This is a genomic window from Pseudolysinimonas sp., assembly GCF_051954455.1.
Lineage (GTDB): Bacteria > Actinomycetota > Actinomycetes > Actinomycetales > Microbacteriaceae > Pseudolysinimonas.
The window spans coordinates 83060-109154 of sequence record NZ_JBQCHS010000011.1 but is presented as its reverse complement, the minus strand read 5'-3'; the positions used below and the strand labels follow the sequence as shown (position 1 = coordinate 109154).

The following is a 26095-nucleotide window of genomic DNA, read 5'->3' as shown; positions in this document are numbered from 1 at the left end:
GTGCTCGCCCCCCCGCCCGCCCCCCCGCGCCCCTGCGACCGCGAGAGGTCGGGTCATGGCGATGCGCACCCGCGGCGAGCGACCGGGGCCCGTCGTCATCGTGGCGCGGGTGCTCGCCGTCATCGGGGTCGTCCTCGTCGGCGGTGTGCTCGCCGCCCCGATCGTGCTGCTGATGGTCGGTGCCGCCATGCGGGGCGGCCTGCACCTGGACTACCTCCTGCCCGGCGAGCTCGTCGCGATCGTCGCCGTCGGCGGTGTCGCGCTCGTCGTCGCCGCCTACCTCGCCCGCCGCTCCCGCCTTGCGATCACCGTGTCGGCCGTGCTCGCCGGCGTGATGTTCGCGGTGGTCACCTGGGTCGCCACGGCCACCGGACTCGGCGACGGCGACCGCTCGGCGACCGGATGGCGGCTGACGCTGGTGGTGACGGCCTACGCCGGGTACGTCGCCGCCGTGGCCGCGCTCTTCGCGTTCGGCATCGGCCTCGCGCGCGCCGCCTTCCGCCGGGCCGGCGAGGCGACGTGGGCGCCGTCCCGGGGGTGACGACCGAGGGGCGCTCGCGGGGGACGCCGCGAAGCCGATCCACCCATCCGCCCGGCACGGCGCGTCGCGTCATGAACGCCGGCCTGCGCTACGGCCGGCGGATCGTGCCGATGGTGGGGCTCATCGACCTCGACGTCACGACGGCGCGCGCGCGGATCGCGGCGCATCGGCCCGAGCCGCTCTCGATGACCGCGTTCCTGGTCGCCTGTCTCGCGCGCGCCGTGCGCCAGAACCCCGAGGTGCACGGCTACCGGGACTGGCGGGGTCGGATCGTCACCCACGACTTCGTCGACGTGGCCGTGCTCGTCGAGGTTGACACCGCCGAGCGGCCGATCGCCTTCCCCCGGGTCCTGCGCGACGCCGACGCGCGGAGCGTCGACGACCTCTCGCGCGAGCTGCGGGAGGCGAAATCCGAGCCCTACGCCGGGCCGGCCGGACGGATGGAACGCCGCTGGGGCCGTCTCCTGACCTCGATCCCCGGCGCCGACCGGCTCCTGGACGTGCTCATGGCGAGGTCGGTGCGCCTCCGGCAGGAGATCGGCACGGTCGCCGTGACCAGCATCGGCATGTTCGGCGGAGGCGGGGGCTTCGCCATCTCTCCCCCCACCGTGATGTCGCTCGAGCTGGTGGTCGGGGGCATCGCCCGCCGGCCGAGGGTCGTGGGAGACCGGATCGAGATCCGGAAGATCGCCGACCTGGTGGTCGTCATCGACCACGTCGTCGTGGACGGCGCACCGGCGACGCGCTTCGTCGCCGACTTCCGTCGATTGGTGGAGTCCGCGTCGCTGCTGGACACGTCGAGCTGAGGCGGCCCATCCCCTACCGGCGCGAGCGCTCCCGGCAGTGCTCGAGCACCTCGCGCCAGGTGTCGACGATGAGAGCGCCTGGGCGGCTCGCGCGCAGGCGCACCTCGGCCGTGCGGATGCGGTCGCGGTACCAGCCCGCCGCCTCCCGCCCGCGCTCGTCGTCCGTCGCGACGATGAGGGCGTCGGCCTCGACGGCCGACAGGTGCTCGGCCCGGTGGGAGGCGAGCATGGCACGGTCGACCCGACGTCCGTCGTCGCCGTTGCCCGCGCTCGCCAGCATGCGCGCGCGCCGGTCCGCGAAGCCCGGATGGAGCGACTCGTCGACGTCCTCGCGGAGCATCGCCGCGTCGCCGCGGTCGTCGCCGGGTTCGGGCGGGGCGACGAGGGCCAGTCGGTCGACCAGCTGCGGTCGCAGCCCGGCGAGGCGTGCGGCGTACACCGCGCCGACTCCCCACCCGACGACCGCGATCGTCCCGTAGTCGGTACCGGTCGCGTCGAGCGCCGACTGCTCGATGTCGCCGAGGAACTCGGCGACATCGTCGACCCAGGTCTCGAAACGGCTCGACGAGGCCGCCTCGGTGGCACCGAATCCGGGCCGATCGAGCGACACGATTCGCAGGCCGGCCGCCCCGGTCACCGTGGGGTCGGGATCGAATCCGGAGGCGCCCGGCGAGGGGTGGCAGAAAAGCACCAGCCGATCCGAGTCCGGGTCTCCGAGACCGCTGACACCGATCGCCCGGCCGGAGCGGGAATCCATGACGTGATGGGTCACGGCTCCAGCATCTCGGCTGGAGGGTTCTCACGGGAGCGGTCGCGCGCTCCTCACAGCAGGAAGGCGGTCGCGAGGAATGCGACGACCGACAGCACGACCGCGTACGGCAGCGCCATCCACAGCATCCGCACGTAACCGAGGCGGATGAGCGGCGCGAGCGCCGAGGTGAGGAGGAAGAGGAAGGCGGCCTGCCCGTTCGGCGTCGCGACGCTCGGGATGTTGGTGCCGCTGTTGACGGCGACGGCGAGCATCTCGAACTGGTGGCGGGTGAGGTCGCCCGCGTGGAACGCCTTTGCGATCTCGCTGATGTACACGGTCGCGACGAAGACGTTGTCGCTGATCGCCGAGAGCGCGCCGGCGGCGAGGAAGATCAGCGAGAGCTGACCGCGGCCCTCCTGCGCGAGGACGGCGTCGATGATCGGCGTGAACAGGTGCTGCTCGTGGATGACGGCCACGATCGCGAAGAACACCACGAGCAGGGCCGTGAAGGGCAGCGCCTCCTGGAACGCCTTGCCGATCGCGTGCTCCTCGGTGACGCCGGCGAACGCGGTCGCGACGACGATGACCGCGAGCCCCACCAGACCGACCTCGGCGACGTGCAGGCCGAGCCCCACGACCAGGCCGACCGCGGTGAGCGACTGGATGAGGAGCCGGGCGCGGGCGCGACCGTCGCGGTCCCGGGTCTGCTGCGCATCCCACCCCTCCATGACCTCGCGCACCGAGTCGGGGAGCCGGGCGCCGTAGCCGAACCAGCGCGTGCGCTCCAGGAGCGCGCAGAGCCCCAGCCCCACGATGATCACCGGGATCGAGACGGGCGCGACGTGCACGAGGAACTGCCCGAAGTCCCACCCCGCGGTGTCGCCGATGAGCAGGTTCTGCGGTTCGCCGACGAGGGTCGCGATGCCGCCGAGGGCGGTGCCGACCATGGCGTGCATCATGAGGCTGCGCAGGAACGCGCGGAAGGTCTCGAGGTCGTCGGCGTGCTGGTCGCGCACCAGGTCGTCGTCGGCGTGGTCGTGGTCGTCGCCGCGACGTCGGCCGGACGCGAAGCGGTGGTACACCGCGTAGAGCCCTCCGGCGACCGCGATGACGACCGCGGCGACGGTGAGCGCGTCGAGGAAGGCCGAGAGCACCGCGGCGGCGGCCGCGAACGCGAGCGAGAGCAGGATCTTCGAGCGGACCGCGACGAGGAGTTTGGTGAAGAGCAGCAGGAGCAGCTCGCGCATGAAGTAGATGCCCGCCACCATGAACATCAGCAGAAGGATGACGGTGAAGTTCGACCGCGCCTCGTCGAAGACGGCCCCCGGCGACGCCATCCCGAGCGCGACCGCCTCGATCGCGAGCAGGCCGCCCGGCTGAAGGGGGTAGCAGGTCAGCGCCATCGCGAGGGTGAAGATGAACTCCGCGACGACCAGCCACCCGCCGACGAACGGGCTGATCGCGAGGAACACGATCGGGTTGATCGCGAGGAAGGCGAGGATGGTGACCTTGTACCACCGCGGCGATCCGCCGAGGAAGTTGCGGGCGAGGGAGGACGGCAGGGCTGCCAGCACGGGCGCTCCGATCTGATCGCGGCACCACGTGCCGGCCGACCAGACTTCCCGGCGCTCCGTGTTCAGCCTAGCGAGGCTCCCGCAGGCGTCATTCCTCGGGCGCGAGCGCCGCCGCTCTCAGGCCGCGGATTCCCCGGTGCCGATCTCTTCGCCCGCGCGCCAGAAGTTGAGCGAGCAGACCACGCCGGCGACGACCGCGACGACCCCGAGCGCCACGAACGACAGGCTGGCAGGCAGCGCGCCGGCGAGCTGGTCCCGAGTCGCGTCGGGGCCGACGACGGTGGAGAGCGGGGTCAGTGCGAGGACCGCGACCATGGCGCCGGCGCCGGCGAGCCACAGGTCGAAACGCCAGCGGTAGTCGAACCACCGCCAGAACCGTTGCCCGGCCCCGGTTCGACCCTCGGCGACCCGCCCGGAGCGCACCGCTCGCGCGTATGCGGTCTTCTTCAGAAGCGATGTCGCGGCCGCGACCGTGACTCCGAAGGCGATCGAGCCGTAGATCACCCAGTACACGTCGAACGACTCCGAGCCGGTCACGGAGCTCGGCCACCCGCCGGTGAACCAGGAGATGACGGGCAGACCCGCCAGGACGACCGACACGACCACGCCGACCGCGATCCACAGAAGATGCCAGCCGGTCGGGAGGACCCGGAACCGGGAGACGTGCGATGCGCTCGGCAGCGCGGTGGCGGGCGGATCCGGATTGCGGGTGATGGCCCCGCGCCGGATCTGCTCGCCGCCGACCAGGCCGCACATGCCGAAGAGCGCCAGGAGTCCCGGCACCACGCTCAAACCCACCGCGGCCAGGCCTCTCAGACCGTCAGCTGCCGAGGCGTCCAGACTCGCAGGCTCCGACGCGACCCAGGTCATCAGAAGACCGCCGGCGACCAGCAACAGCAGCGCGAGGGCGGCGAGCACCGCGCCGATCACCGAGAGCACACGACCGAACCGTCGGTTGGCCTCGGCGACGACGGCGCGGCGGGCCGCGAGCGCCTCGCCGGTCAGTTCCTCCGACATGCCGGACAGGTGGACGCCGCTCGGCGCGGCTCTCGACTGCTCACCATGCGAAACTATGCGCTCCGCCCGCCGGACCGATCCTCTCGTCCCCACGCACGGTCCGCGCCGCAGTCGCGTCAGACGAGCGCGCGGCCGAGGGCGAGGCCGCCTGCCGCGATCGTGACGCTGAGCGCGAGGAATCCGAGGCCGTTGAGCGCCGCCGCGCGGTTTCGGTGTGAGGCGAGAAGGCGAACGGTCTCGAGGCTGGCGGTGCTGAACGTCGTGTACCCGCCGAGGAGCCCCGTGCCGAGCGCGAGGGTGAGGTCGGGGCTGAGCAGGCCGCCCGAGGCCAGCCCCGTGAGGAGCCCCAGCAGGAACGATCCCGACACGTTGATGACGTTGGTCCCCACCGGGAACCGCACGCGAGAACGGGACGTGATCGCCGTGTCGACCACGAATCGCAGCACGGAGCCGACGCCGCCGGCTACGGCCACCACCAGGAGGACGAGCGGGCTCATCGGATGCTCCGTCCCAGCCGGCGCCCGAGGGTGATGCCGGCGAAGCTCGCGGCCGCGCCGACCACGAGCGCGGCGAGCAGAGAGGCGACCGCGATCCACGGGGCCGTCTCGACGAGTCGAGCGCCGTCGGCGGTGAGGGTGCTGTAGGTCGTGAATCCGCCCATGACGCCGGTCCCGATCAGCAGCCGCACGGAGCGGCGCCGCCCCGAGTCCGGACCACGGGAGACGAGGTACTCCACCACGACGCCCAGGACGAACGCGCCGACGACGTTGATCCCGAGGATCGCGACCGGAATGCCGGCCACGACGGGGACCGCCGCGGCGATCGACGCGCGGGCAGCGGTACCGGTGGCGCCCCCGATGAACACGAGGCCGAGATGTCGCCCGGGAGGGAGTGCCGGTCGGCGCCGGCCGACGGTGTCGACGTCGGGGTCGAGCGGTTCGCGTGCGGGCATGGGTGTCCTATCTGCGCGTGGATGCGAGATAGGGACTGTTGTCGGCGTTGCGCCGAGGTTCCGTTGGCGAGCCCCACCACCAGGAGCCCGGAGGCTCCGGCTCCATTGTCGCTCATCGTCGCGGAGGTTGCGGTCGCTCCGCGGAGCAGGGAGAGCGTCAGCTCAGGTGCGCCTCCAGCGCCTGGAGGTGGTTCCGCGATCCGACGAGCAGCCGTTGCAGGACCGTGGTGGTGGCCGGATCGGTGGCGGTCTTCAGGTCGGCGCTCAGGTCGGCGATGTCCCTCTGCTCGATAGCCACACCGACCTTGTACGCCTCGGTCACGCTCACGCTGCCCTGGTGCACGTATCGGTCGTACATGCGCTGCAGTTCCGGATCAGAGAATTCGCCGGCCGTCGACGACCGGGGGTCGGGGAGGCCGAGAGACGTGAGCAGCGGCACCAGGAGCTGCTGATGCGTCACCTCGCTGGCCAGGATGTTGCCGAAGACCTGCTCGCCCCAGAGCTGCCCGAACTGCTGGTACACGTCGTGCGCGAGCTTCTCCTCCTCGATGAGATATTGCAGGCGCGCTGTCTCGTCCGCAGGCGTGGCGGCGGCAGGCGACCGCGTCGACGTCGCCGCCGCGGACGTGGTGGGGCTGCTGCCGGGCTCACGGGCGCTGCACCCTGTGGCCGTGGCGAGCAGCGCGAGAGCGAGCACAGGGGCGAGTGTCGCGGCGGGTAGTCGCATGAGGACCTCCTCGAGAGCCGGTGGTCCTCGAACGTAGGACGACCCGACCCGTTCGCGGTCGGGCCGAACGACCCACGCGCGTGGGGCGCCGACGCCTCGAACGCGTAGCCCGCGCCTCAGAGCGAGGTCAGCAGCTGCTGGAATTCGTCGGCCATGTCGAGCTGAGCGCGGAGCCGTTGACGGCGCACGCGGGTCTCTGCGATGAGGGCGTCGAGTCGTACGCGTGCGGTCCGGTCTGCGGGGTCCGTCTGCAGCCGGCCCACGACGGTGAGGAAATCGGCCATCTCCTCGAGGGAGAAGCCGAGAGGCTTCATCCGTCGGATGAGCAGGAGTCGGGAGACGTCGGTCTCCGTGTAGAGGCGGAACCCGCCGTCCGTGCGCCCCGAGGGACGAACCAGGCCGATCTCGTCGTAGTGGCGCAGCGTGCGGTGCGACAGGCTCGTCCGCTCGGCGACCTCGCCGATGTGCATCGTCGTCTCGGACACGCGCGCTCAAATCTCTCGTTACGTTAGGGTAAGTCCCGATCCGGGCCAGCGCCCATCATGTCCGATCCCGCGCCCACCCGCCCCCGGAACCCGCCCCTCGCCGGTCACTCCGATGTGACGAAGGAGACCCGTGCCCGCACGCGTCACAGAACTGCTGCTCGCCGCCACCGTCGGAGTCCCCTCCGACGACGGCTCCGTCCGAGTCGTCGACGCGGTGCGCCGCCCGCGCGTCCTCATCCGGGAGGTTCTCGCGGGTCTCGTGGTCGGGCTCGCGCTGATCCCGGAGGCGATCTCCTTCTCGATCGTCGCCGGAGTCGACCCCGGCGTCGGGCTGTTCTCCTCGGTCGTGATGGCGATCGTCATCTCGATCGTCGGCGGCCGTCGCGCCATGATCAGCGCCGCGACGGGCGCCATCGCCCTCGTCGTCGCCCCGGTCGCGAAAGAGCACGGCCTGCAGTACCTGATCGCCACCGTGGTCCTCGCCGGCATCATCCAGATCGTGCTCGGCGCGGTCGGATTCGCCAAGCTCATGCGCTTCATCCCCCGCAGCGTGATGGTCGGGTTCGTCAACGCGCTCGCGATCCTGATCTTCATCGCCCAGCTCCCGCATCTGATCAACGTGCCGACGCTGGTCTACCCGTTGGTCGCTCTCGGCGTGCTCATCATCGTGTTCTTCCCCCGACTCACGAAGGCCGTCCCCGCGCCCCTGGTCGCGGTCGTCGTCGTCACCGCGATCGCATTGCTCGCCGGCCTGCAGATCCCGACCGTCGGCGACGAAGGCGCCTTGCCCAGCGGACTGCCGCCGTTCGGCGTCCCGCAGCTGCCGTTCACCCTCGAGACTCTCGGCATCATCGGCCCCTATGCCCTCGCCGCCGCGGCGGTGGGCCTGGTCGAGTCGCTCATGACCGCGAAGCTCGTCGACGAGATCACCGAGACCGGATCGAACAAGTCCCGCGAGTCGATCGGCCAGGGCATCGCCCAGATCGCGTCCGGTCTGTTCGGCGGCATGGGCGGCTGCGGCATGATCGGCCAGACGATGATCAACGTCCGGGAGTCGGGCGCCCGCACCCGGCTCTCCACCTTCAGCGCCGGCGTGTTCCTCCTCGTGCTCATGCTCGTCTTCCACGACCTCGTCGGGATGATCCCCATGGCGGCCCTCGTCGCCGTCATGATCATGGTCTGCGTCGGCACCTTCGACTGGCACAGCATCCGCCTCACAACGCTCAGACGGATGCCGGTCGGCGAGACGACGGTCATGGTCATCACGGTCGCGGTGGTCGTCGCCACCGAAAACCTCTCGATCGGGGTGGTCGTCGGCGTGCTCGTCGCCATGGTGGTCTTCGCTCGCCGGGTGGCCCGATTCGCCACCGTCACGCGGTCACAGCCCGCGGGCGGAGTCGTGCGATACCGGATTCGGGGCGAACTGTTCTTCGCCACCAGCAACGACCTGACGCATCACTTCGAGTACTCCGCCGACCCGGCGGACGTCGTCATCGACATGCGCGAGTCCCACGTGTGGGACGCCTCGACCGTCGCCGCCCTCGACGCCATCTCCACTCGGTATGCCCGCCGCGGCAAGTCGGTCACCATCGAGGGGATGAACGAGACCTCCACCCGCTTCCACCGACGTCTCACCGGCGAGCTCGGCGACGGACACTGACCGTGCGCGCTCGCCCGGCCGTGCCGTCTAGCGAGGCTCCCGCACGCGGCAGTACGCGAGAACGTCTCCCCAGGTGTCGGCGATGAGTCCGGCGGCGGACCCGTCGGACGCCCGCAGCGCGGCGCCGGGGAGCAGCTCGCGCCACTGACGCGCCGCCTCCCGACCCGAGTCGTCGTCCGTGGTCACGATGAGGACGTCCGCCCGGATCGCGGACAGGCGGGAGGACCAGGCGGATTCGAGCACCGCGCGGTCGAAGTCCCGTCCGCCCACTCCGTTCGCGGCGCTCGCGAGCATGCGATCGCGTCGATCGAGGAAGCCGGGGTGGGCGTCCTCGTCGACGTCCGCGCTGAGGAGCGCCTCGTCCGAGGCGTCGGCGCCGGGTGCCGGCGGGGCGACGAGCGCGAGGCGGTCGACGAGGTGCGGCCGGAGGGCGGCCAGCGCGGCAGCGTAGACCGAGCCGACGCCCCATCCGATCACCGCGATCGCGCCGTAGTCGGTTCCGGTCGCGCTCCGGGCGGACTGCTCGACGATGTCGAGGAGTTCTGAGACGTCATCGAGCCAGACGCCGCCGTGAGCCGCCGGGGCGGGGTCGGTCGCGCCGTACCCGGGCCGGTCGAGCGACATCAGGCGAAGTCCGGAGGCCGTGGTCAGATCCGGATCGGGATCGAACCCCGAGGCACCCGGTGACGGGTGGCAGAAGACGACGAGGCGCTCCGAGTCGGGATCGCCGAGACCGCTCACCCCGATGGCGCGCCCCGACCGCGCCTCCATCACGTGGTGGGTCATGCGAGCTCCCATTCGGCGAGCGCGAAGCCGGCGGCGCGAGCCGCCTCCGCGGCGCCGCCGCGGCCGGGTCGAACGACGGCATAGGCCAGCATCGACGCCCCGTGCATCATGTCCACCACGCCGCCGAGGCGATGGGCGCGCCGACCGGCTCCGAGCAGCAGAACGCCCTGCGCGACCTCCCGGGCGAGCGCCAGCCAGGCGGCCGCCGACGCGCTGCCGTCGGCGCGACGGAGCCGGACCCGGCTCTCGACGTCCGCCGCGTCGTGAAGCGCGAGCCCCACGCGCGCGACGGAGACCAGAACGCCTCCCGTGCTGCTCATCGCGCCTGCGCCCGACCGGCCAGCACGCCGGCCACGACGGCGACGGTCGCCACGGCCGCTCCGACCCCGGTGGCGAGGCCGCGGTGATGCTGCGCCCAGGTCTGCGGGGTGACGGCGTGCGCCTTCCCGTCGAACACGCCGTGCGCGCCGTGGTCGCCGGGCACGGGCTCGCGGAGATTCGGCGGCAGCATGGGGTCGCGGATCCCGGGGTCCTGCTGCGCGAACCCGGCTCGCTCGGCCATCGCATCGGCCAGTCGGGCCGAGAGGCGGGTTCCGAGGATCGTCGCGACCGTCGACTCCCCCACCCACGTGCGCCGACGAGGACGCTCGGCGACGTCGGCCAGGATCGCCGCGCAGATCTCGGGCTGGTAGATCGGCGGCACCGGCTGCGGGTGATGCGGCAGCAGGTTCTTTACCCAGTTGAACTGCACGGTGTTCATGGCCGGCATGTCGACCTGCGAGATCGAGACCGCGGACCGCCGGTGACGCAGCTCGACGAGCACCGACTCGGTGAGGCTCTTGATGCCGTGCTTGGCGGCGCAGTACGCGGACTGCAGCGGGATCCCCCGGTGCGCGAGCGCGGAGCCGACCTGCACGATATGGCCGCGGTCGCGCGACATCATGCGGCGCATCGCGGTCCGGGTGCCGTTGGCGTATCCGCCGAGGACGACGCGGAGCACCTGGTCGAAGTCGTCGGGCTCGATGTCGATGAACTCGCCGAACACCGAGACCATGGCGTTGTTGACCCACAGTTCGATCGGCCCGAGCTCCTGCTCCACCCGATCGGCGGCGGCCTCCAGGGCCGTCGCGTCGGAGACGTCGACGGGCACGGCGAGCGCCCGCACGCCCGCGGCGCGTGCGTCGGCGGCCGCGGCCTCGATGCCGTCCTCCCCTCGGGCCAGGACGGCCACGTCCCACGAGCGGGCGGCGAGCTCGCGCACGATGGCGCGGCCGAGGCCCGCGCTTCCTCCGGTCACGACGGCGATGCGATGGGTCACGTCCGCTATCGTTGCGTTAACGCAACAATTGCTGAAGCGCATGCGTTCGACTTCCAGAGAACGCTCAGCGCTCGACTCCCGCTTCCATCCCTCGAGAGGACCGACGTGCGATCGCGAACCCGCCGCTGGACCGCCCGAGCCGCCGCCGGACTCCGCGGATCCCGGTTCGGCCTGCTCGTCATCGCGGTGGCCATCGGCGCCCTCGCCGGGCTCGGGGCCGTGGCCTTCCGCGGGATGGTGCTCGGGATCACGTGGCTGTTCACCGGCCGCGCCGAGTTCGGACAGGACGGCTGGGTCGCCAGCGCGCACGCCCCGTGGCTGGGGCTCGGCTTCCTCGTGCTCGCGCCCGTCGTGGGCGGAGTGCTCCACGGACCGCTCGTGAGCCGGTTCGCCCGCGAAGCGCGCGGCCACGGCGTGCCCGAGGTGATGGTCGCGGTCGCGGAGAACGGCGGACGCATCTCGCCGCGCGTGGCGCTGGTGAAGTCGCTCGCCTCCGCGCTGACGATCGGCTCGGGCGGTTCGGTCGGCCGCGAGGGTCCGATCGTGCAGATCGGGGCGGCCCTGGCCTCCGGCCTCGGCCAGTGGATCCGGATGCCGGAGAACCGGCTGCGCATCCTGGTCGCCTGCGGGGCCGGCGGCGGCATCGCGGCCACTTTCAACGCCCCCGTGACCGGCGTCTTCTTCGCGGTCGAGGTCATCCTCCGCGAGCTCTCCGTCGAGGCGCTGTTCCCCGTGATGATCTCGGCGATGGTCGCCGACGCCGTGGCGGTCCCGATCCTCGGCGACGGCTCCTTCCTCTCCGGGTTCCCGATCGGCACGACCCTCACCGACCCGCGCGACTACCTCCTCGTCGCGGCCCTCGCCGTGCTGGCCGCTCTGATCGGGCTCGGCTTCTCCAAGTTCCTCTACCTCGTGGAGGACTTGTTCGACCGGGTCTGGCACGGCCGGCCCGAGTGGGCGCGCCCGGTGGTCGGCGGCGTGCTGGTGGGTCTCGTCCTCCTCGCGCTGCCGCAGATGTACGGCGTCGGCTATCCCGTCATGTTCCGCGCGCTCGACGGGGACTACGCGCTGTGGTTCCTCCTCGTCCTCGCGATCGGCAAGGTCGTCGCGACCAGCGTGACGCTCGGCGTCGGCGGATCGGGCGGCGTGTTCGCACCGTCGCTCTTCGTCGGGCTCATGAGCGGCACCGCGTTCGGCGTGGCGGCGCAGCAGGTCTTCGGCACCGCCGCGGGCGATCCCGCGCTCTACGCGGCGGTGGGGATGGCGGGCGTGTTCAGCTCCGCGACCCGCGCCCCACTGACCTCGCTCTCGAGCGTCGTCGAGATGACGGGGGACTTCACCCTCACCCTCCCGGTCATGCTCACCGTCGGCATCGCCACCGCCCTGTCCCGGGGGCTGTCCTACGCGACGATCTACACCGGCAAGCTGTTCCGCCGGGGGCAGGACATCGACCGCGCGACACCGTGGCGCGCGCTCTCCTGGCTCACCGCCGCCGACACGATGGAGGCCCTGCCGCGGCCGCAGAGACCCCCGGCCCACGATGCGGGGGCGGTGTTCGAGAGCGAGACGGTCGCCGACATCGTGCACCGGCTGGACGGATCGGGCTCCGACGGCCTGGCGGTGCTCTCGGAGGATGGCGAGGAGGTCCGTGGGCGGGTCACGGCCGAGAGCGTCGTCCGCGCGATCCGGGCCGAGCTCCACACGCACCGCCCCGCGCCGGGACCCGAGACGCGGCCGCGGCCCCAGGCCGGCGGGGAATCCCGCGTCAACGCAGAATCCCGGCCTCCGCGGCGGCGATCGTCGAGGCGGCCTGGATGAGCGAGAGGTGGCTGAGGGCCTGGGGGATGTTGCCGAGGAAGGCGCCCTCCTCGTCCACCATCTCGGCGTAGATGCCGACATCGTTGGCGAGCCGGACCGTCTCGTCCATCTGCCGACGCGCCTCGTCGAGACGGCCGAGCGACGCCATCGCCTCGGCCAGCCAGAAGCTGCACGCCACGAAGCCGCCCTCCTCCTCGCGCATGCCGCTGTAGCGGTAGACGAGAGGACCGGAGCCCAGCTCGTCGCGGATCGCGTCGACGGTGCGCGACATCCGCGCCCCCCGATCGAAGCCGCTTCGCGCGTGCAGGAGCACCGCGGCGTCCAGCCGACCGGTCCGGGGGTCCATCAGGTAGCTGCCGCGCGCGTCCGACCAGCCGTGGACGGACACCCATGAGCGGATGAGGCCCTGCTGCTCGCGCCATCGGTCGACGGTCGGCTCCACCACGTCCAGGGCGCCCGCCTCCGCCATCGAGATCGCCGCCCCCAGCCCCTGCCAGGCGGTCATCTTGCTGGCGACGTGCTGGCGTCGACGCGGGAGCTCCCACATGCCCGAGTCGGGTCGCCGCCAGCGCCGGCAGATCTCGTCGGCGAACATGCGGATCAGGCGGGCGGTGCCCTCGTCGAGCACGCTGCCGCCGCGCACGTCGCGCGCGAGCAGCGCGAGGACCTCGCCGTAGACGCCCAGCTGGACCTGCCCGGAAGCCCGGTTGCCGCTCACGACCGGGCCGATCCCCTGCCACCCGGGGGCGGACAGCCGCCGCGGGCGGCCGTCGTCGCGGCTGCCGTCGACCCGGAAGTACACGGGTGCACGGTGACCGTCCGACTCGAGCGCCCCCACCAGCCACGCGATGGCCGCGTGGGTCTCCTCACGCGCGCCGAAGTCGAGCATGGCGTCCACCGAGAAGGCGAGGTCGCGCACCCAGGCGAAGCGGTAGTCCCAGTTCTTGCCGCCGCGCCGGGACTCCGGAAGCGAGGTGGTGCCGGCGGCGAGGATCCCCCCGTCGTCGCGCTGGACGAGGAGGCGGAGGGCCAGGGCGCTCCGGCGCACGGCGTCCGCCCACGGGCCCGTCGTGGTGAAGGAGTCCGACCAGACGCGGTCCGCCGCCACGGTGCGCTCGATGGAGCCGTCCGCCCACTCGGGATCGGGCAGGTGCAGCGGCTGACCGTCGCCGATCACCGCGCAGACGAGGTGATGGGAGCCCGCCGCGGTCTCGAACGCGCCGACGAGCTCCCCCGCGTCGGAGTCCGGCGCCGCGGGACCGTGCGCGATGCCGGTGACGCCGATCTGGGAGTCGCCGACCCTCAGCACCGCGGTCGGGCCCGACGTGACCAGTCGGACGGGAGATGAGGAGCGGATGTCGCCCGGCCGGATGCGCCACGCCATAGGCACCTGACCGCGCACGCCCTCCACGCGGCGGGTCAGCTGGGTCCACGGCAGTGGTTGACCGGTCCCGACCGAGAGCGCGTCGGTCATCTCCACCTCGCCGGTCGCGGTGCGGAAGCGGGTCCGGAGGACGTTGGTGCCCTCCTCGTAGCGTCGCTCGGAGGTGAACGCGTCTCTCGGCGCGAGCTCGACGAAGCCGCCGGTCCGGCTGTCGAGAAGCGCGGCGAAGACGGGCGCGCTGTCCGCTCGCGGAGCGGGCAGCCAGTCGACGCGGCCGTCCCGCGCGACGAGCGCGATGGTCCGGCCGTCGCCGAGGGCGGCGTAGTCCGCGAGGTCGACGACGTAGCCGTCGTCCCGCCGCTGAGCCGACGCGCTCACTGCTGCTGCAGTGCCGGGTCGATGTCCTTCAGGACGTAGTCGAGCTGGTCGACCGTCATCGCGCCGGTGTGCCGGATGACGACCTTGCCGGACGGGTCGAGAACGACGAGCGTCGGCAGCGCCGACACCGTCCACGCACCGGCGGCGGCCCCCTGCGGGTCGTCGAGGACCGAGAAGCTCGCATGGGTGGCCGCCGCCAGCGATCGAGCCGCCGCCGGTTGATCGTCGACGTCGACGCCCACGATCGCGACCTTCGCCCCGAGCCGTGCCTGCTCGGTCTCGAGGGCGCCGAGCTGCGGGCGGCAGGCGGTGCAGGTGCTGGAGAAGAAGTCGACGACGCGATACCCGGTCGAGGGAGGCGGTGGACCCGCCGCGAGAGCGAGGTCGAGAGCGGGCGCGGTGTCGCCGACCTCGGCGTCGCCGCGCGCGGGGGCGCCGAGCGAGGGCCCGGCCACGGCCGGCTGCTCCCCGGTCAGGTCCGCCGCCATCTGCGCCATCGCGTGTGCGAACGGCGCCGTGTCGGCGGAGTCGGAGCCGAAGCTGCCGACGGCCTGCTCGTGGCCGTTCGGGTCGATGAACCAGATCGTGGTGCAGTGCACGACGTCGCCCGTCGCGCGGTCCGCTTCGATGTCGCATCCGTACCGCTGCGCGACGCGCGCCAGGGTCGCTGCCGACCCGGTGCCGTAGTACCAGTTGCCCGTGCTCCGCAGGCCGTGCTGGTCCGTCCATCGCCGGACGTCCTCGACCCCCGTGTGGAACGGGTTGGCGTTGACCGAGACGTAGGCGACGTCGGAGGCGTGGCTGCCGAGGTCGCGATCCGCCGCGAGCACGTCCTCGGCGAGCAGCGTGCACAGGTCGGTGCACTCGTCGTCGTTGAAGGTCAACACGACGGACCGGCCGCGGAACCGACGCAGGTCGAGGGTCGATCCGTGCTGATCCGTGAGCGAGAAGTCGGGGGCCGCCGTGGGGTGCGGCGTCTGCTGCAGCTCGATGAGCGATGCGCTCGCCGGGGTGATCCCGGCGGCGAAGGCGGCCGGGGCGGGGGCCGAGAGGAACGCCGCGACCAAGATCACGGCGACGACGAGGCATCCGCCGGCGGCCGCGATCCACGGCAGGGCGGCGGCCCCGCGGCGCGCGCGCACCTCAGGCACGACCGTCGGCCTTCCGCATGGTCGCGAGCCGTATGACCACGAGCAGCGCGAGCCCGACCGCGAGGCCGGTCGCCCACCACACCGGCCCGGTCGACACGGCCCCGTCGAGCGCGGTCTGACCGCTCAGGAACGGCTGGGTCAGCCGCTCGGCGAGCGACGGGTCCGCGATCTCGGCGATCGCGACGGCGGTGACGAAGAGGCCCGCGGCGATGGAGACCGTCGCCGCGACAGGGCGCACCCACCGCCGCGCGAGACGCATGCGGCGGGCGCGATGCCCCGACACCGCGACGACGACGCTGAGGGTCATCACGACGAGGCCCATCCCGACCGCGTACGCCGCGACGGCGAGCACCGAGGTGACCCAGCTTCGGGTGGACGCGATGCTCGTGGCCGCGATGAAGAGGGGGAGCTCGCAGCTGAGCGACCCGATCGCGTAGAGCATCCCGAACGACACCATGGCTCCGGCCCCGCGCCCGCCGCGGAGGCGCAGCAACCGGCCCGGGAGGCGCACGGCACCCCCGCGCAGGGTGATGATCGCGGCGACGACGATGCCGACGCCGAGGAGGGCGGTGACCTCGGGTGAGATGTGGCGCAGTCCGGCGGCGAGCGCCGAAAGCGGGAGCCCGACGGCGGCGAACACGGCCAGGAAGCCGAGGCTCATCATCGAGCCGGCGCGCAGGCCATCGGCGGTGCGACCGATCGTCGATCCGCCGCCGTCGGACAGCGAGAACAACCCGAGATACGCGGGCAGCAGGGGCGCCCCGCACGGATTGAAGGCGGCGAGCATCCCGACCAGCAGGGCGTACTGGATCATGCGGCGGTCCGATCCCGCTCCGCCAGCCGGGCGAGCTGCGCGTTGTACGCGGCGAGCTCGGCCTCCTCCCGGGCGCGGGCCCGTCCGACGCGCGCGGCGGCCCGCGCGTCGGAACGCTGCCACTGCCAGAACATGATCGCGAGGACCAGCAGGGTGGGCGGTTCGGTCAGGCCCCAGGCGATGCCACCGCCGGTGCGCTGATCGGCGAGCGCATCCACCCCCCATCCGGCGGGCGCGTGGGCGTAGAAGCGCACGATGAGACCGGTCGACATCATGATCGCGACGCCGAAGAAGGCGTGGAACGGGATGGTCGCGGCGAGCTCCAGGACCCGGCGCATGGTGGGACCGACGATCGCGCGACGGGGCTGCGGCACCGGGTCCACCCCGAGCACCCGCCAGAAGTAGAGCCCGCCCACGAGGAGGAAGTGGATCAGCATGAGGTTGTGGCCCCACATCGTCGCCATCAGGGCGTCGAAGATCGGCGTGAAGTAGAGGCCGTAGAGGCTGAACAGGAACAGCGCCACGACGACCACGGGGTGGGTCACCACCCGCACCGTCCGGGAGTGCAGCACTCGCAGCACCGCGCGCCGGACCGCGCGCCGCCCGGTCCCGCCGGCGGAGAGCGAGCGCAGCAGCAGGGTCACGGGCGCGCCCATGACGAGCAGCAGGGGCGTCAGCATCCCGAGCACCATGTGCTGGACCATGTGCACGCTGAAGAGCTCCATGCCGTAGCCGTCGACACCCGTGGCGGTGACCGCGAGGATCGAGACGACGCCGGCCCCCCACCACACGATCCGGGTGACGGGCCAGCGATCGCCACGACGACGGAGGACCACGACGCCCAGGACGTAGGCCGCCAGAAGCAGCACCGCGAGCGCCGGCAGAACCGGGATCGGCTGGAGGTGCACCGCGAGCAGCCGGGCCGTCGTGGGTGGCGCCGAGGGCATCCACATGGCTCCGGACATGGTCGGCCCGGGCATCGGCGGGGGTGGCGCCGTCATATGCATCTCTGCAATGTTTGCATTCATGCATCGAATCGGCAAGGCGACGTGATGGATCGCCTGATCGCGCGGCTGCTGCGCACCCGGTGGCTCGTCCGGGCGGCGATCCCGCTTCTCCGCGTGGGACTCGGATGGCTGTTCGGCGGCAGGGTCCTGCTCCTCGAGCATCGGGGACGGGTCTCGGGCGCCCCCCGGTTCGTGGCGCTCGAGAGCGTCCAGGCCGACGAGGACGGCATCATCGTCGCGTCCGGCTTCGGCCGCGGAGCCCAGTGGTACCGCAATCTCGAAGCGAACGGGGTCGCCTTCGTCACGGTCGGGCGGACTCGCCGGCGGGCGGCGCATCCGCGATTCCTCGATGCGGCGGCCGCCGAGCGGGTGCTCCGGAGGTACAGCACCATCCATCCCTCGGCGTGGCGGCATCTCCAGGGCGCGATGGCACACGCGCGAGGCGAGGCCCGTCCCGAGATCCCGCTCGTCGCCCTCGAATGGGCGGACGACGTCCCGGCCTAGGGTGGAGTGGCGGCACGAGGTGAGGGGAATGCGGTGACGGGACCCGAGACGACGCATCACGCGACGACGGATGCGGATCGCGCCGCGGACGCCGCGCTGGTCGCCTCGCGCGCCCTGCTGGGCGTGGTCGCGAGCTCGCTGGCCGACGCTCTCGAGGACGTCACCCTCCCCCAGTTCCGCGTGCTCGTGGTCCTGCGCACCGGCGGCGCCCAACGGATGGGAGCGCTGGCGCAGGCGATGGACGTCAACCCGTCGACCTTCAGCCGCTTCATCGACCGTATGGTCGACGGCGGCTGGATCGTGCGCCGCGCCAGCCCCGACAGCCGCCGCGAGGTGCTCATCGATCTCACGCCGCAAGGGGAGCACATCGTCGACCAGGTCTCGCAACGACGCCGTCGCGAGATCCGCCGCATCCTGGCGGGGATGCCGGCCGCCGATCGCCACGCGCTCACCGAGGCGCTCGAGCGGTTCGCCGTCGCGGCGGGAGAGCCGTCCGCGCGCGATCTCCTCGTCCTCGGGCTCTGAGTCGCCTGAACGCAGTTCGTGCAGCATTGCACAGGTTGCGTCTGCGCACACGATGGAGGGATGACGCGCCGCTCCCGCCAGCCCTTCCTGATCCGGACGGTCCGGCACCCTCTGCGCGAAGTCCGCAACGTCCGCCGCGGCCGCTTCGAACGCCTGCTCGCCGGCCTGACCGCCGTGGGAGCCGTCGTGACCACGGCGGAGATCTTCTTCGAGCATGACAAGGCCAGCTTCGGGAACCGTTGGATGTGGGCGCCGATCGTCGTCGGACCGGTCGGCGCCGTCGCCGCGGTCGCCGGGTACCGCAGTAGAAGCGCCGCGAAGACGGTGCTGCCCGCCGCGTCGGCGGTCATCGTCGCCAACGGGCTGCAGGGCACGGTCCTTCACGCCCGCGGAATCGGGCAGAAGCCCGGGGGCTGGAAGAACTTCCGCTACAACATGGAGATGGGGCCACCCCTGATGGCGCCGCTGCTGGTGACGCTCGTCGGCGGGATGGGGTTGCTGGCAGCCGTGCTGAGGCGCGAGCGATGAGCGCCTCAGGGCTTCCGGACGGCGCCGCCGAGCGCGTCTCCCGCTTCCCCGGGTTCGACGTGATGGACCAGAGCCGTCACTGGGATGACGTGACGCGCGCGGTCGTGGTGGCGCGGACGGTCGAACCGCCTCCGATGCGGTTCTTCACCCCCGCGGAGGAGGCCGCGGCGCGTGCGCTCCTCGCCGACCTCCTGGATCTGCGCGATCGCCCGGGCGAACCTCTGCCCGACGTAATCCGAATCATCGACGGACGCCTGGCCGAGACGCAGACGGACGGGTGGCACTACGACTCGATGCCGGTAGACGACCAGGCGTGGCGCGACACGCTCGCCGCCCTGGACGCGGACGCTCGCGAGGCTGGCTCCGACGACTTCTCGTCGGCGTCCGAGAAGCAGCGTCACGATCTGATCGCGCGGGTTCAGTCCGCCGACGATCGCTGGCACGGGATGCCCGCGCGGTATGTCTGGAGTCTCTGGACCCGCTACGCCGCCACGGCCTTCTACTCCCACCCCGAAGCCTGGAACGAGATCGGATTCTCGGGTCCGGCATACCCGCGCGGCTACAAGAATCTCGGGGTCGACCGCCGTGAGCCGTTCGAGGTCCGCGACTCACGCCCCCACGACGACCCCGCCGGGCGGACGCGGTGAGCTCGGTCCGCGAACGCAACGAGTCCGCCTGGCTGCTCACTCCGCGCGGCGCCCTCGACGACCGTCAGCGCGTCGACATGCGCACGTTCGACGACGACGACGAGATCGACGCCGTCATCGTGGGCGCCGGCGCCGGCGGCTCCACCGTCCTCCAGCGTCTGGCCCGCCGCGGGTGGCGCGTCGCCGCCCTGGACGCAGGACCGTTCTGGGATCCGGAGCGCGACTGGGTCAGCGACGAAGCGGGCTCTCACCAGCTGTACTGGACGGAGCCGCGCGAGATCGGCGGCAGCGACCCGGTGCCGCTCGGGTCCAACAATTCCGGGCGCGGCGTCGGCGGGTCGATGGTGCACTACGCGGGCTACACCCCGCGGTTCCACCCGAGCGACTTCCGCACCCGGTCGGACGACGGAGTCGGAGCCGATTGGCCGATCGAGTACGCCGACCTCCGCTCGTATTACGAGCAGATCGAGGCGGAGCTGCCCGTCGCCGGGGATGCGTGGCCGTGGGGCGATCCCCACGGGTATCCGCACCGCCCGCACCCCGTGTCGGCCAACGGAGAGCTGTTCCTGCGCGGTGCGGACGCGGCGGGGATCGAGGCGCGGGTGGGCCCCGTCGCGATCAGCAACGGGCGCTTCGGCCATCGCCCCCACTGCATCTACCGCGGCTTCTGCCTGCAGGGCTGCAAGGTGAACGCGAAGGCGTCGCCGCTGATCACCCATCTGCCAGACGCTCTCGCGCACGGTGCCGAGATCCGCGCGGACTCCATGGTCACCCGAATCGGCTACGACGAGGCCCGCAATCGTGTGACCGGGGTCCACTACGTTCGAGGCGGCCGGGAGCACTTCCAGCGTGCGCGGATCGTGGTCGTCGCCGGCTACTCCATCGAGACGCCGCGACTGCTGTTGAACTCCACCTCCGGGCGGTTCCCGAACGGACTCGCCAACGACCACGACCAGGTCGGCCGGTATCTGATGGTGCAGGGCGCGCCGCAGACCGCGGGACGGTTCGACAGCGAGGTGCGGATGTTCAAAGGACCTCCGCCCGAGGTCAGCACGGAGCAGTTCTACGAGACCGACCCGTCGAAGCCCTACAAGCGGGGCTTCTCGATCCAGACCGTCTCACCGCTCCCGATCACGTGGGCGGAGCACGTCATGGCCCAGGGACATTGGGGAGCCGACCTACGCGAGTACATGGCGGACTACGTGCACTGGGCGTGCCTTGGGGCGTTGTGCGAGTTCCTGCCGCAGGCCGACAATCGCGTCACCCTCGCGGAGCAGCGCGACCGGCACGGCATGCCCGTGGCGCACTTCTCCTACAGCCAGTGCGGCAACGACCGCTCGCTCGCCGAGGCGGCTCAGGACGTCATGGAGACGATCCTGCGAGCCGCCGGTGCCGACGAGGTGATCACCGTCCAGCGCTACGCGCACCTCGTCGGCGGAGCGCGGATGGCGTCGAACGAGTCGGACGGCGTGGTCGATCGCGATGGCCGCAGCTTCGCCGTCCCCAACCTCGTCGTCGCGGACGGCAGCATCCTGCCGACCCAGGGCAGCGCCAACCCGGCGCTCACGATCATGTCCCTCGCGGCCCGCATCGCCGACCGGTTGGCTCAGTCTCCGCCCGAGGTGTGACGACGGCTCACGGGGTCTCGACGTCGTGCGAGGCGCGTTCCGGTTCGCCGCCCATCATGCGCAGCATGGGCCCTCCCCCGGTACGGAAGAACCAGATCACGAGGAAGGCGGCGACGAGGAGCATGCCGATGTCGAGGAACGTCGTGTAGTTCCAGCTGATGGTGGCCTCGACGATCGCCGCCCGGCGCTCGTGCGGCACGAGTCCGAGCGGCGTGAAGATGAGCTCGATCAGATACCCGGCGGCGGCCATGGCGAGGTAGAACGTGCCCGCGATCACCAGCGCGGCCCGGGTGCCGTAGTAGCGGCGGTAGATCAGCAGAATCGGGATGATGATCAGGTCGGCGAAGATGAAGCTCATCACGCCGCCGAAGCTGATGCCGCCGTTCCACAGCACGGCGGCGAGCGGGACGTTGCCGACCGAGCAGACGAAGCTGATCATCGCGATCAGCGGACCGACGAGCGGACCCAGCAGGAACGAGAGCGTGGGATCCTTCGCGAGGAACACGGTCTGCAGCCACTCCTTGGGCACCCACGCCGAGAAGGCGCCCGCGATCAGCAACCCGATGACGATGTCGCGCAGCACCGCCGCCCAGTCCATGACGAAGTACTGCGAGGTGGCGGTGAGCCCGTCGCGCGAGAGCAGCCGGGAGAGGAACGACCCGTCGCGCTGGACCGACATGTCCATTGCGGCGTGCCCCTCCATGGACCCGGCGCGCCCGCGCTCCGCCTGCTCGCGCGCCGCGTCGAGGATGCGACCCCGCATCCACAGCCGGAACAGCACGGCGACGATCACGATCATGATCGGCCCGGCGATGAACTCGGCGAGCGTGAACTGCCACCCGAGGCTGAGCGCCAGGATGATGCCGAGCTCGACGACGAGGTTGGTCGAAGCGATCTCGAACGCCATGGCCGAGACCATGCTGGCTCCCTTGCGGAACAGCGATCGGGCCAGAGCGACCGCGGCGTAGCTGCACGAGGAGGAGGCGGCGCCCAGGCCGCTCGCGATCGCAATGCTCTTCGCCGATGCGCCCGCCATCCATTTCGTCACACGTGATCTGCGCACGACCGCCTGGATCACCGAGGACAGGGTGAACCCGAAGATCAGCGGCCAGAGGATCTGCCACGCCATGTTGCCGGATGCCGCCAGCGCCCGTCCGATCGCTCCCAGGACGTCCACTGGTGCTCCCCTCCTCGTCCGGCCCGCAGCGCGATCGTACGGGCGCCTCGGCCACCGGAGCTCAGGGCGGGACGATCTCGAACCCGCCTCTCAGGGGGCCGGGTCTCAGCGAGGCACCTCCCGGCGGTGCAGCTGGAGCGCCTGGAGCGGACACAGCGCGACGGCGTCGGCAGCGGTCTCCACGAGCTCGCCGGGGATGACCGGATCGCTCCGCCCCGCCGGGTCCGACCGACGCGCCATCGGATAGCCCCAGGCATCCCTGCCCAGCACTTCCGGGAGGAGCTCGGTGCACAGGCCGCGTCCGTCGCATCGCGTCCAGTCGATGTGCATCTCGATTCGATGCCGGGTCCCATGCGCCATCTGTCACACCGCTCGCGTGCAGTAACCGGTCGGGTGGGCGTTCACGTCGTCGGCGAACGCTGCGAGGGCGCTGCGGATCAGACGCGCCGTCCCGTCGGGGTGGTGGCAGGCGCCGCGCCCGACGACCGCATCCGCCGCGGAGGCGATCCGGTGTGGGAGCGAGGGGTCGCGCACACCTCGGGCCAGGTCCCCGAACAGGCGCGCGACATCGGGCAGCCCGAATCGGCATGGCCCGCACTGTCCGGCGGATTCCGCGGCCAGGTAGCCCACGATCTCGGCGGTCGCGTGCAGTCCGCAGACCCGATCGGAGATCGCGTACAGCACCCCGGCGCCCGGCTGGGCGCCGAACCGCTCCAGCCCCGATCTCGACAGAGGATGCCCGAGATGCGCCGAGGTCACCCAGGCCCCGTGATACCCGCCGACCAGCACGGCCCCGGGCCTGCCCCGCCAGCCGGCGGCGTCGAGGATCTCGGCAAGCGGCGCGCCTCCGCGCACCTCGAGCACACCCTCGCGGAGCACGTCACCGGAGATTGTCACGAGCCGGCTCCCCGGGTCGTCCGTCGTCCCGACTTCGCGGAACCAGCGCGAGCCGTAGCGCGCGATCAGGCCAACGTGGGCCAGCGTCTCGACGTTCTGCACGAGGGTCGGTCGGCCCCGGAGACCGGATTCGGTGAGCCGGGCGATCCGGTCGACCGGGATCGGTCGGCCGCCTCCCACCGCGCTGACCACGGCCCCGGCCTCGCCGGAGACGAAGGCGTCCGCCGATTCCACGAGCTCCACCCGACGCGCTTCCCGGCGCTCGCGGACCGCCGCACGCACGGCGGCGAGGGAGCGCCCGCTCGCGTGGACGACCGTGCGCTCCGCTCCGACGGCGGCCGCGACGGCGAGAAGGCCGTCGAGCACGAGATGCGGCGCGTCCGCGAGCAGCCGGGCGTCCTTCACGCTGCGCGGCTCGCCCTCGGCTCCGTTCGCGATGACGACACGACCGCGGGTCCTGCTCTGCGCCGCCACCGCGCTCAGCTTCGCGGCGGTGGGGAACGCAGCTCCTCCGCGACCGGTCAGCCCCGAGCGCTGCAGCTCGTCGATGAGCACTCGTCGGGCGGCGGGGACATCGAGGGCACCGTACGCCGCCAGGTGCGCGGAGAGGTCGGCGTTCCGGCCGGCAGCGAGCAGCCGGTTCGGCCACACCGCAGTCCCCGCCGGCATGAGGCGCGAATCGATGCCGCTCACCGCGCAGCCCCTTCTCGCGCTCGCGACGACTCGGTGTACCGCGCGGAGAGGCGCCACATCACCGCGACCGCGATGACGACGACGTTCACCGCGGCGAACACCAGGAACCAGGCACTGGTCCCGTTGGTGCCGTTGCCGATGGCGTGCGCCAACGCGATCGGCCACATCGCATAGGTGAGCCAGTGGAACGCCTTGAAGGCGCGCACCCCGATCCGGCGGCGGAACAGTGCGGTCACCACCACGGCGATCAGGAGATCGAGTGCGGTCGTGCCCAGACCCTGCCAGAAGGGCTTGAACGATCCGAGGAACGGGACCAGCACGTCGGTCAGATGGAGCTTGGCGTAGGAGTCGAGGAGCAGCGACCCCACGTGCAGGACGAGGAAGACCGTCCCGAGCAGGGCGACGTTGCGGTGGATCAGCGAGATGGCGAATCGCGGCAGCCCGGGCAGGGGCCGCCCCGATCGCGTCAGGATCCCCAGCACGAGACTCGCCGTCAGCAGGGCGAGGGCGACGACGCCGCTCACTCGACCGAACGCCCAGAGCGCCTCGCTCACCTCGGCACCTCGACCGCCGGACGAGGTGCCTGAGGCTCCGGCCATCCGCCGAGGACGACGACCTCCCCGTGCGCGTCGACCAGTCGCGCGACGGCGCCGCGATCGCGCAGCCACCCGACCGCTCCCGCGCCCGTGACGACGGCTCCGGTCGACAGGGCGTTGGCGACCAGGCAGGAGGGCGCGGCGACGCTGACGGTCCTCCAGACCGGATCAGCCGGCAGCCCCGAACGCGGATCGAGGATGTGATGGCGGGCGTACCCGCCCGAGGCCCACCGACGCTTCTGCGTGCTCGAGGTCGCCATCGCCCATCCTTCGGCGAGCGCGACATCCTGACCCGGGTCGTCATCGAGATCGCGGACGACGATCCGCCATCCCGCCGCCGGGGCCGGCCCGGCCGTGGCCAGATCGCCGCCGACGGCGACGAGGACGCCGCAGGACAGCTCCGTCGCGATGCGGGAGACGCTCCGGTCGACGGCCACAGCCTTGGCGGTCGCGCCCAGGTCGAGCTGGGCTCCCGGGGGAACGGTGAGACACCCATCCGCGACCTTGATGCGCCGCCAGGCGGATTCGCGCGATACGCGTCCGATCTGACGGGGCAGCCCGTCAGCCGCCCTCGTGGCCAGGACGAGCTCGTGGGTGTACCCCAGATCGACGATCTCGCGGCCGAGAGTCGGGTCCACGGCCCCGTCCGTCAGCTCCGCCGCCTGCAGCGCTCGATCGACCAGATCGGCGAGGACTCCGCTGACGAGGGTGCGCGGGGCGGGCTCCGTCCCGAGCAGCGAGAGCTCTGATGTCGGGTCGAACCGGTCGCAGGCCCGGCCGACCTCGTCGAGCGTCGCGCGGACGATCGCCCATGCGGGCTCGAGACACTCGGCATCCGTCACGACCAGGGACGCGTCGCACGTCCAGACCGTCCAGTCGCGTCGGAAGCGGTCGACCTGGCTCACGATCCCGAGGAGCGGACCGAGCCGAAGCCACCGATCCCGGGCTGGACCGCCGACGGGCCCGCCTGCTGCAGGGGATCCTGCTGCGCGGGCTGCTGACTGCTCGGATCGGTGGTGGAGGAGCTCGACGAGGCCGACCCGGTCGTCGAGGAGCCGCCGGCGATGGCGGCGCCCCCGATGGCCGCGGTGAGGAGGCTCGCACCGCCGACCGCGGCGGTCACGGTCCTGGCGATCCGGTGTCCGTTCTCTCGGATGCTCATGGTCTCCTCCGGTCGATCGAGGGAATGCGTGCTCCCGAGAGTGTCCGAGCCTCCTCGTCGAAGCCTCTGATCGGGCATAACGCGGCCTGTGCGGAGGGATTGTCGAGACGAGAGGCTTCACATCCGGGGGCTCGACGTCACGATCCTGACGATCGGACCGACGGCGGCGCGGGGGCGACGGGCGCCGGCGCCACCGGGGCGGGCGCGACAGGAGCGGGCGCCACCGGGGCGGGCGCGACGGGAGCGGGGGCGACGGGAGCGGGGGCGACGGGAGCCGCCCGCCTTGTGGGCGCCGTGGTGGGCGTGGGCGTAGGCGTGGGCAGGGACGTGGGCGCGGACGTTGCTGCGGGCGCCGGGACGACGTCGGGCGTCGCCGCCGGGGTGGCGGTCGGCCATGCGCTTCGTCCGCGAGCGGCGGCCTGTGCCGCCTCTGTGGACTGCATCAGGATCGGCGACCCTACGGCAACCGCGGTCGCCGCCGCGGTCGCCGCCAGCAAGCTGACCGTGGTGGAGACCCTCCGCCCCCGTCGCGCGACGGTCACGAACGCTTCTCCGACCTCGGAGCCGCG

29 protein-coding genes are annotated in these 26095 nt (G+C 72.0%); 9 read left to right on the top strand and 20 right to left on the bottom strand.

Going from position 1 to position 26095, the window contains the following annotated elements; genetic code table 11:
• The first annotated feature begins 55 nt into the window (after positions 1-55).
• Together ACTHM3_RS03935 and ACTHM3_RS03930 are read left to right on the top strand one after the other, a co-directional pair.
• A complete protein-coding gene (locus ACTHM3_RS03935; protein WP_440404780.1) occupies positions 56-541 on the top strand; it encodes a hypothetical protein in 486 nt (161 codons plus the stop codon).
• A gap of 71 nt (positions 542-612) precedes the next feature.
• On the top strand, positions 613-1347 hold the full coding sequence (locus tag ACTHM3_RS03930; RefSeq protein ID WP_440404779.1) for a 2-oxo acid dehydrogenase subunit E2: 735 nt from the start codon (positions 613-615) through the stop codon (positions 1345-1347).
• A 13-nt stretch (positions 1348-1360) separates the two neighbouring features.
• Here ACTHM3_RS03930 and ACTHM3_RS03925 read toward each other — a convergent pair whose 3' ends face one another.
• The 7 genes from ACTHM3_RS03925 to ACTHM3_RS03895 all read right to left on the bottom strand — a co-directional run bounded on the left by ACTHM3_RS03925 (position 1361) and on the right by ACTHM3_RS03895 (position 6838).
• A complete protein-coding gene (locus ACTHM3_RS03925; RefSeq protein ID WP_440404778.1) occupies positions 1361-2119 on the bottom strand; it encodes an alpha/beta fold hydrolase in 759 nt (252 codons plus the stop codon).
• A 50-nt stretch (positions 2120-2169) separates the two neighbouring features.
• Positions 2170-3672, bottom strand: a complete 1503-nt coding sequence (gene nhaB, locus ACTHM3_RS03920; RefSeq protein ID WP_440404777.1) for a sodium/proton antiporter NhaB — start codon at positions 3670-3672, stop codon at positions 2170-2172.
• 117 nt (positions 3673-3789) lie between these two features.
• Positions 3790-4689, bottom strand: a complete 900-nt coding sequence (locus tag ACTHM3_RS03915; protein WP_440404776.1) for a hypothetical protein — start codon at positions 4687-4689, stop codon at positions 3790-3792.
• Between the two features lie 116 nt (positions 4690-4805).
• Complete coding sequence (crcB, locus tag ACTHM3_RS03910) at positions 4806-5186, bottom strand: fluoride efflux transporter CrcB (protein ID WP_440404775.1); 381 nt, start codon at positions 5184-5186, stop codon at positions 4806-4808.
• Positions 5183-5641 carry a fluoride efflux transporter FluC gene (locus ACTHM3_RS03905; RefSeq protein WP_440404774.1) on the bottom strand — a complete coding sequence of 153 codons (459 nt, stop codon included), beginning with the start codon at positions 5639-5641 and terminating at the stop codon, positions 5183-5185. Before ACTHM3_RS03905 ends, crcB begins: the two co-directional genes overlap by 4 nt.
• A 157-nt stretch (positions 5642-5798) precedes the next feature.
• Complete coding sequence (locus ACTHM3_RS03900; RefSeq protein ID WP_440404773.1) at positions 5799-6338, bottom strand: DUF2202 domain-containing protein; 540 nt, start codon at positions 6336-6338, stop codon at positions 5799-5801.
• A gap of 146 nt (positions 6339-6484) precedes the next feature.
• A complete protein-coding gene (locus ACTHM3_RS03895; RefSeq protein ID WP_440404789.1) occupies positions 6485-6838 on the bottom strand; it encodes a MerR family transcriptional regulator in 354 nt (117 codons plus the stop codon).
• Positions 6839-7007: 169 nt separating this feature from the next.
• Here ACTHM3_RS03895 and ACTHM3_RS03890 point away from each other — a divergent pair, with 169 nt between their 5' ends.
• Positions 7008-8513: a SulP family inorganic anion transporter gene (locus ACTHM3_RS03890; RefSeq protein WP_440404788.1), complete on the top strand. Its 1506-nt coding sequence runs from the start codon at positions 7008-7010 to the stop codon at positions 8511-8513.
• 27 nt (positions 8514-8540) lie between these two features.
• Here ACTHM3_RS03890 and ACTHM3_RS03885 read toward each other — a convergent pair whose 3' ends face one another.
• The 3 genes from ACTHM3_RS03885 to ACTHM3_RS03875 are packed head-to-tail and all read right to left on the bottom strand — an operon-like array spanning position 8541 to position 10617.
• On the bottom strand, positions 8541-9299 hold the full coding sequence (locus tag ACTHM3_RS03885) for an alpha/beta fold hydrolase (protein WP_440404772.1): 759 nt from the start codon (positions 9297-9299) through the stop codon (positions 8541-8543).
• The gene (locus ACTHM3_RS03880; RefSeq protein ID WP_440404771.1) at positions 9296-9619 is read right to left on the bottom strand and encodes a hypothetical protein; all 324 of its coding nucleotides are present in this window, start codon (positions 9617-9619) and stop codon (positions 9296-9298) included. Before ACTHM3_RS03880 ends, ACTHM3_RS03885 begins: the two co-directional genes overlap by 4 nt.
• On the bottom strand, positions 9616-10617 hold the full coding sequence (locus ACTHM3_RS03875; RefSeq protein WP_440404770.1) for an SDR family oxidoreductase: 1002 nt from the start codon (positions 10615-10617) through the stop codon (positions 9616-9618). The genes ACTHM3_RS03880 and ACTHM3_RS03875 overlap by 4 nt, the downstream gene beginning before the upstream one ends.
• A 105-nt stretch (positions 10618-10722) precedes the next feature.
• On the opposite strand from ACTHM3_RS03875, the gene ACTHM3_RS03870 reads away from it, so the two are divergent.
• Positions 10723-12435 (top strand): chloride channel protein, encoded by a 1713-nt coding sequence (locus ACTHM3_RS03870; RefSeq protein ID WP_440404769.1) that lies wholly within the window; start codon positions 10723-10725, stop codon positions 12433-12435.
• Here ACTHM3_RS03870 and ACTHM3_RS03865 read toward each other — a convergent pair.
• The 4 genes from ACTHM3_RS03865 to ACTHM3_RS03850 are packed head-to-tail and all read right to left on the bottom strand — an operon-like array spanning position 12383 to position 17115.
• A complete protein-coding gene (locus ACTHM3_RS03865; RefSeq protein ID WP_440404768.1) occupies positions 12383-14197 on the bottom strand; it encodes a glycoside hydrolase family 15 protein in 1815 nt (604 codons plus the stop codon). The genes ACTHM3_RS03870 and ACTHM3_RS03865 overlap by 53 nt on opposite strands.
• Positions 14194-15348 carry a redoxin domain-containing protein gene (locus ACTHM3_RS03860; protein WP_440404767.1) on the bottom strand — a complete coding sequence of 385 codons (1155 nt, stop codon included), beginning with the start codon at positions 15346-15348 and terminating at the stop codon, positions 14194-14196. The genes ACTHM3_RS03865 and ACTHM3_RS03860 overlap by 4 nt, the downstream gene beginning before the upstream one ends.
• Positions 15341-16162, bottom strand: a complete 822-nt coding sequence (locus ACTHM3_RS03855) for a cytochrome c biogenesis CcdA family protein (protein ID WP_440404766.1) — start codon at positions 16160-16162, stop codon at positions 15341-15343. The genes ACTHM3_RS03860 and ACTHM3_RS03855 overlap by 8 nt, the downstream gene beginning before the upstream one ends.
• A complete protein-coding gene (locus ACTHM3_RS03850) occupies positions 16159-17115 on the bottom strand; it encodes a cytochrome c oxidase assembly protein (RefSeq protein WP_440404765.1) in 957 nt (318 codons plus the stop codon). Before ACTHM3_RS03850 ends, ACTHM3_RS03855 begins: the two co-directional genes overlap by 4 nt.
• A 99-nt stretch (positions 17116-17214) precedes the next feature.
• Here ACTHM3_RS03850 and ACTHM3_RS03845 point away from each other — a divergent pair, with 99 nt between their 5' ends.
• From ACTHM3_RS03845 to ACTHM3_RS03825, 5 genes are read left to right on the top strand one after another with little or no spacing between them, the layout of a single operon-like run.
• Positions 17215-17673 carry a nitroreductase family deazaflavin-dependent oxidoreductase gene (locus ACTHM3_RS03845; RefSeq protein ID WP_440404764.1) on the top strand — a complete coding sequence of 153 codons (459 nt, stop codon included), beginning with the start codon at positions 17215-17217 and terminating at the stop codon, positions 17671-17673.
• Between the two features lie 33 nt (positions 17674-17706).
• Positions 17707-18198, top strand: a complete 492-nt coding sequence (locus ACTHM3_RS03840) for a MarR family winged helix-turn-helix transcriptional regulator (protein ID WP_440404763.1) — start codon at positions 17707-17709, stop codon at positions 18196-18198.
• 60 nt (positions 18199-18258) lie between these two features.
• Entirely contained in the window at positions 18259-18726 is a 468-nt protein-coding gene (locus ACTHM3_RS03835) for a hypothetical protein (RefSeq protein WP_440404762.1), read from the top strand.
• Complete coding sequence (locus tag ACTHM3_RS03830; protein WP_440404761.1) at positions 18723-19373, top strand: gluconate 2-dehydrogenase subunit 3 family protein; 651 nt, start codon at positions 18723-18725, stop codon at positions 19371-19373. The genes ACTHM3_RS03835 and ACTHM3_RS03830 overlap by 4 nt, the downstream gene beginning before the upstream one ends.
• Positions 19370-21001 (top strand): GMC family oxidoreductase, encoded by a 1632-nt coding sequence (locus ACTHM3_RS03825; protein ID WP_440404760.1) that lies wholly within the window; start codon positions 19370-19372, stop codon positions 20999-21001. Before ACTHM3_RS03830 ends, ACTHM3_RS03825 begins: the two co-directional genes overlap by 4 nt.
• A 7-nt stretch (positions 21002-21008) precedes the next feature.
• On the opposite strand, the gene ACTHM3_RS03820 is transcribed toward ACTHM3_RS03825, so the two are convergent.
• The 6 genes from ACTHM3_RS03820 to ACTHM3_RS03795 form a co-directional block, all read right to left on the bottom strand.
• On the bottom strand, positions 21009-22178 hold the full coding sequence (locus tag ACTHM3_RS03820) for a permease (protein WP_440404759.1): 1170 nt from the start codon (positions 22176-22178) through the stop codon (positions 21009-21011).
• 105 nt (positions 22179-22283) lie between these two features.
• The gene (locus ACTHM3_RS03815; protein WP_440404758.1) at positions 22284-22508 is read right to left on the bottom strand and encodes a ferredoxin; all 225 of its coding nucleotides are present in this window, start codon (positions 22506-22508) and stop codon (positions 22284-22286) included.
• 33 nt (positions 22509-22541) lie between these two features.
• Positions 22542-23768: an NADH-ubiquinone oxidoreductase-F iron-sulfur binding region domain-containing protein gene (locus ACTHM3_RS03810; RefSeq protein WP_440404757.1), complete on the bottom strand. Its 1227-nt coding sequence runs from the start codon at positions 23766-23768 to the stop codon at positions 22542-22544.
• The gene (locus ACTHM3_RS03805; RefSeq protein ID WP_440404756.1) at positions 23765-24322 is read right to left on the bottom strand and encodes a ferric reductase-like transmembrane domain-containing protein; all 558 of its coding nucleotides are present in this window, start codon (positions 24320-24322) and stop codon (positions 23765-23767) included. The genes ACTHM3_RS03810 and ACTHM3_RS03805 overlap by 4 nt, the downstream gene beginning before the upstream one ends.
• Positions 24319-25269 (bottom strand): FAD:protein FMN transferase, encoded by a 951-nt coding sequence (locus tag ACTHM3_RS03800; protein WP_440404755.1) that lies wholly within the window; start codon positions 25267-25269, stop codon positions 24319-24321. Before ACTHM3_RS03800 ends, ACTHM3_RS03805 begins: the two co-directional genes overlap by 4 nt.
• Complete coding sequence (locus ACTHM3_RS03795; protein ID WP_440404754.1) at positions 25266-25526, bottom strand: hypothetical protein; 261 nt, start codon at positions 25524-25526, stop codon at positions 25266-25268. Before ACTHM3_RS03795 ends, ACTHM3_RS03800 begins: the two co-directional genes overlap by 4 nt.
• Between the last annotated feature and the right edge of the window lie 569 nt (positions 25527-26095).

Coding starts and splice junctions, on each gene's coding strand:
- ACTHM3_RS03935 (WP_440404780.1), top strand. CDS start 56: ATGGCGATGCGCACCCGCGGCGAGCGACCGGGGCCCGTCGTCATCGTG.
- ACTHM3_RS03930 (WP_440404779.1), top strand. CDS start 613: ATGAACGCCGGCCTGCGCTACGGCCGGCGGATCGTGCCGATGGTGGGG.
- ACTHM3_RS03915 (WP_440404776.1), bottom strand. CDS start 4,689: ATGTCGGAGGAACTGACCGGCGAGGCGCTCGCGGCCCGCCGCGCCGTC.
- crcB (WP_440404775.1), bottom strand. CDS start 5,186: ATGAGCCCGCTCGTCCTCCTGGTGGTGGCCGTAGCCGGCGGCGTCGGC.
- ACTHM3_RS03905 (WP_440404774.1), bottom strand. CDS start 5,641: ATGCCCGCACGCGAACCGCTCGACCCCGACGTCGACACCGTCGGCCGG.
- ACTHM3_RS03895 (WP_440404789.1), bottom strand. CDS start 6,838: ATGCACATCGGCGAGGTCGCCGAGCGGACGAGCCTGTCGCACCGCACG.
- ACTHM3_RS03885 (WP_440404772.1), bottom strand. CDS start 9,299: ATGACCCACCACGTGATGGAGGCGCGGTCGGGGCGCGCCATCGGGGTG.
- ACTHM3_RS03880 (WP_440404771.1), bottom strand. CDS start 9,619: ATGAGCAGCACGGGAGGCGTTCTGGTCTCCGTCGCGCGCGTGGGGCTC.
- ACTHM3_RS03855 (WP_440404766.1), bottom strand. CDS start 16,162: ATGATCCAGTACGCCCTGCTGGTCGGGATGCTCGCCGCCTTCAATCCG.
- ACTHM3_RS03850 (WP_440404765.1), bottom strand. CDS start 17,115: ATGTGGATGCCCTCGGCGCCACCCACGACGGCCCGGCTGCTCGCGGTG.
- ACTHM3_RS03845 (WP_440404764.1), top strand. CDS start 17,215: ATGGATCGCCTGATCGCGCGGCTGCTGCGCACCCGGTGGCTCGTCCGG.
- ACTHM3_RS03835 (WP_440404762.1), top strand. CDS start 18,259: ATGACGCGCCGCTCCCGCCAGCCCTTCCTGATCCGGACGGTCCGGCAC.
- ACTHM3_RS03830 (WP_440404761.1), top strand. CDS start 18,723: ATGAGCGCCTCAGGGCTTCCGGACGGCGCCGCCGAGCGCGTCTCCCGC.
- ACTHM3_RS03815 (WP_440404758.1), bottom strand. CDS start 22,508: ATGCACATCGACTGGACGCGATGCGACGGACGCGGCCTGTGCACCGAG.
- ACTHM3_RS03795 (WP_440404754.1), bottom strand. CDS start 25,526: ATGAGCATCCGAGAGAACGGACACCGGATCGCCAGGACCGTGACCGCC.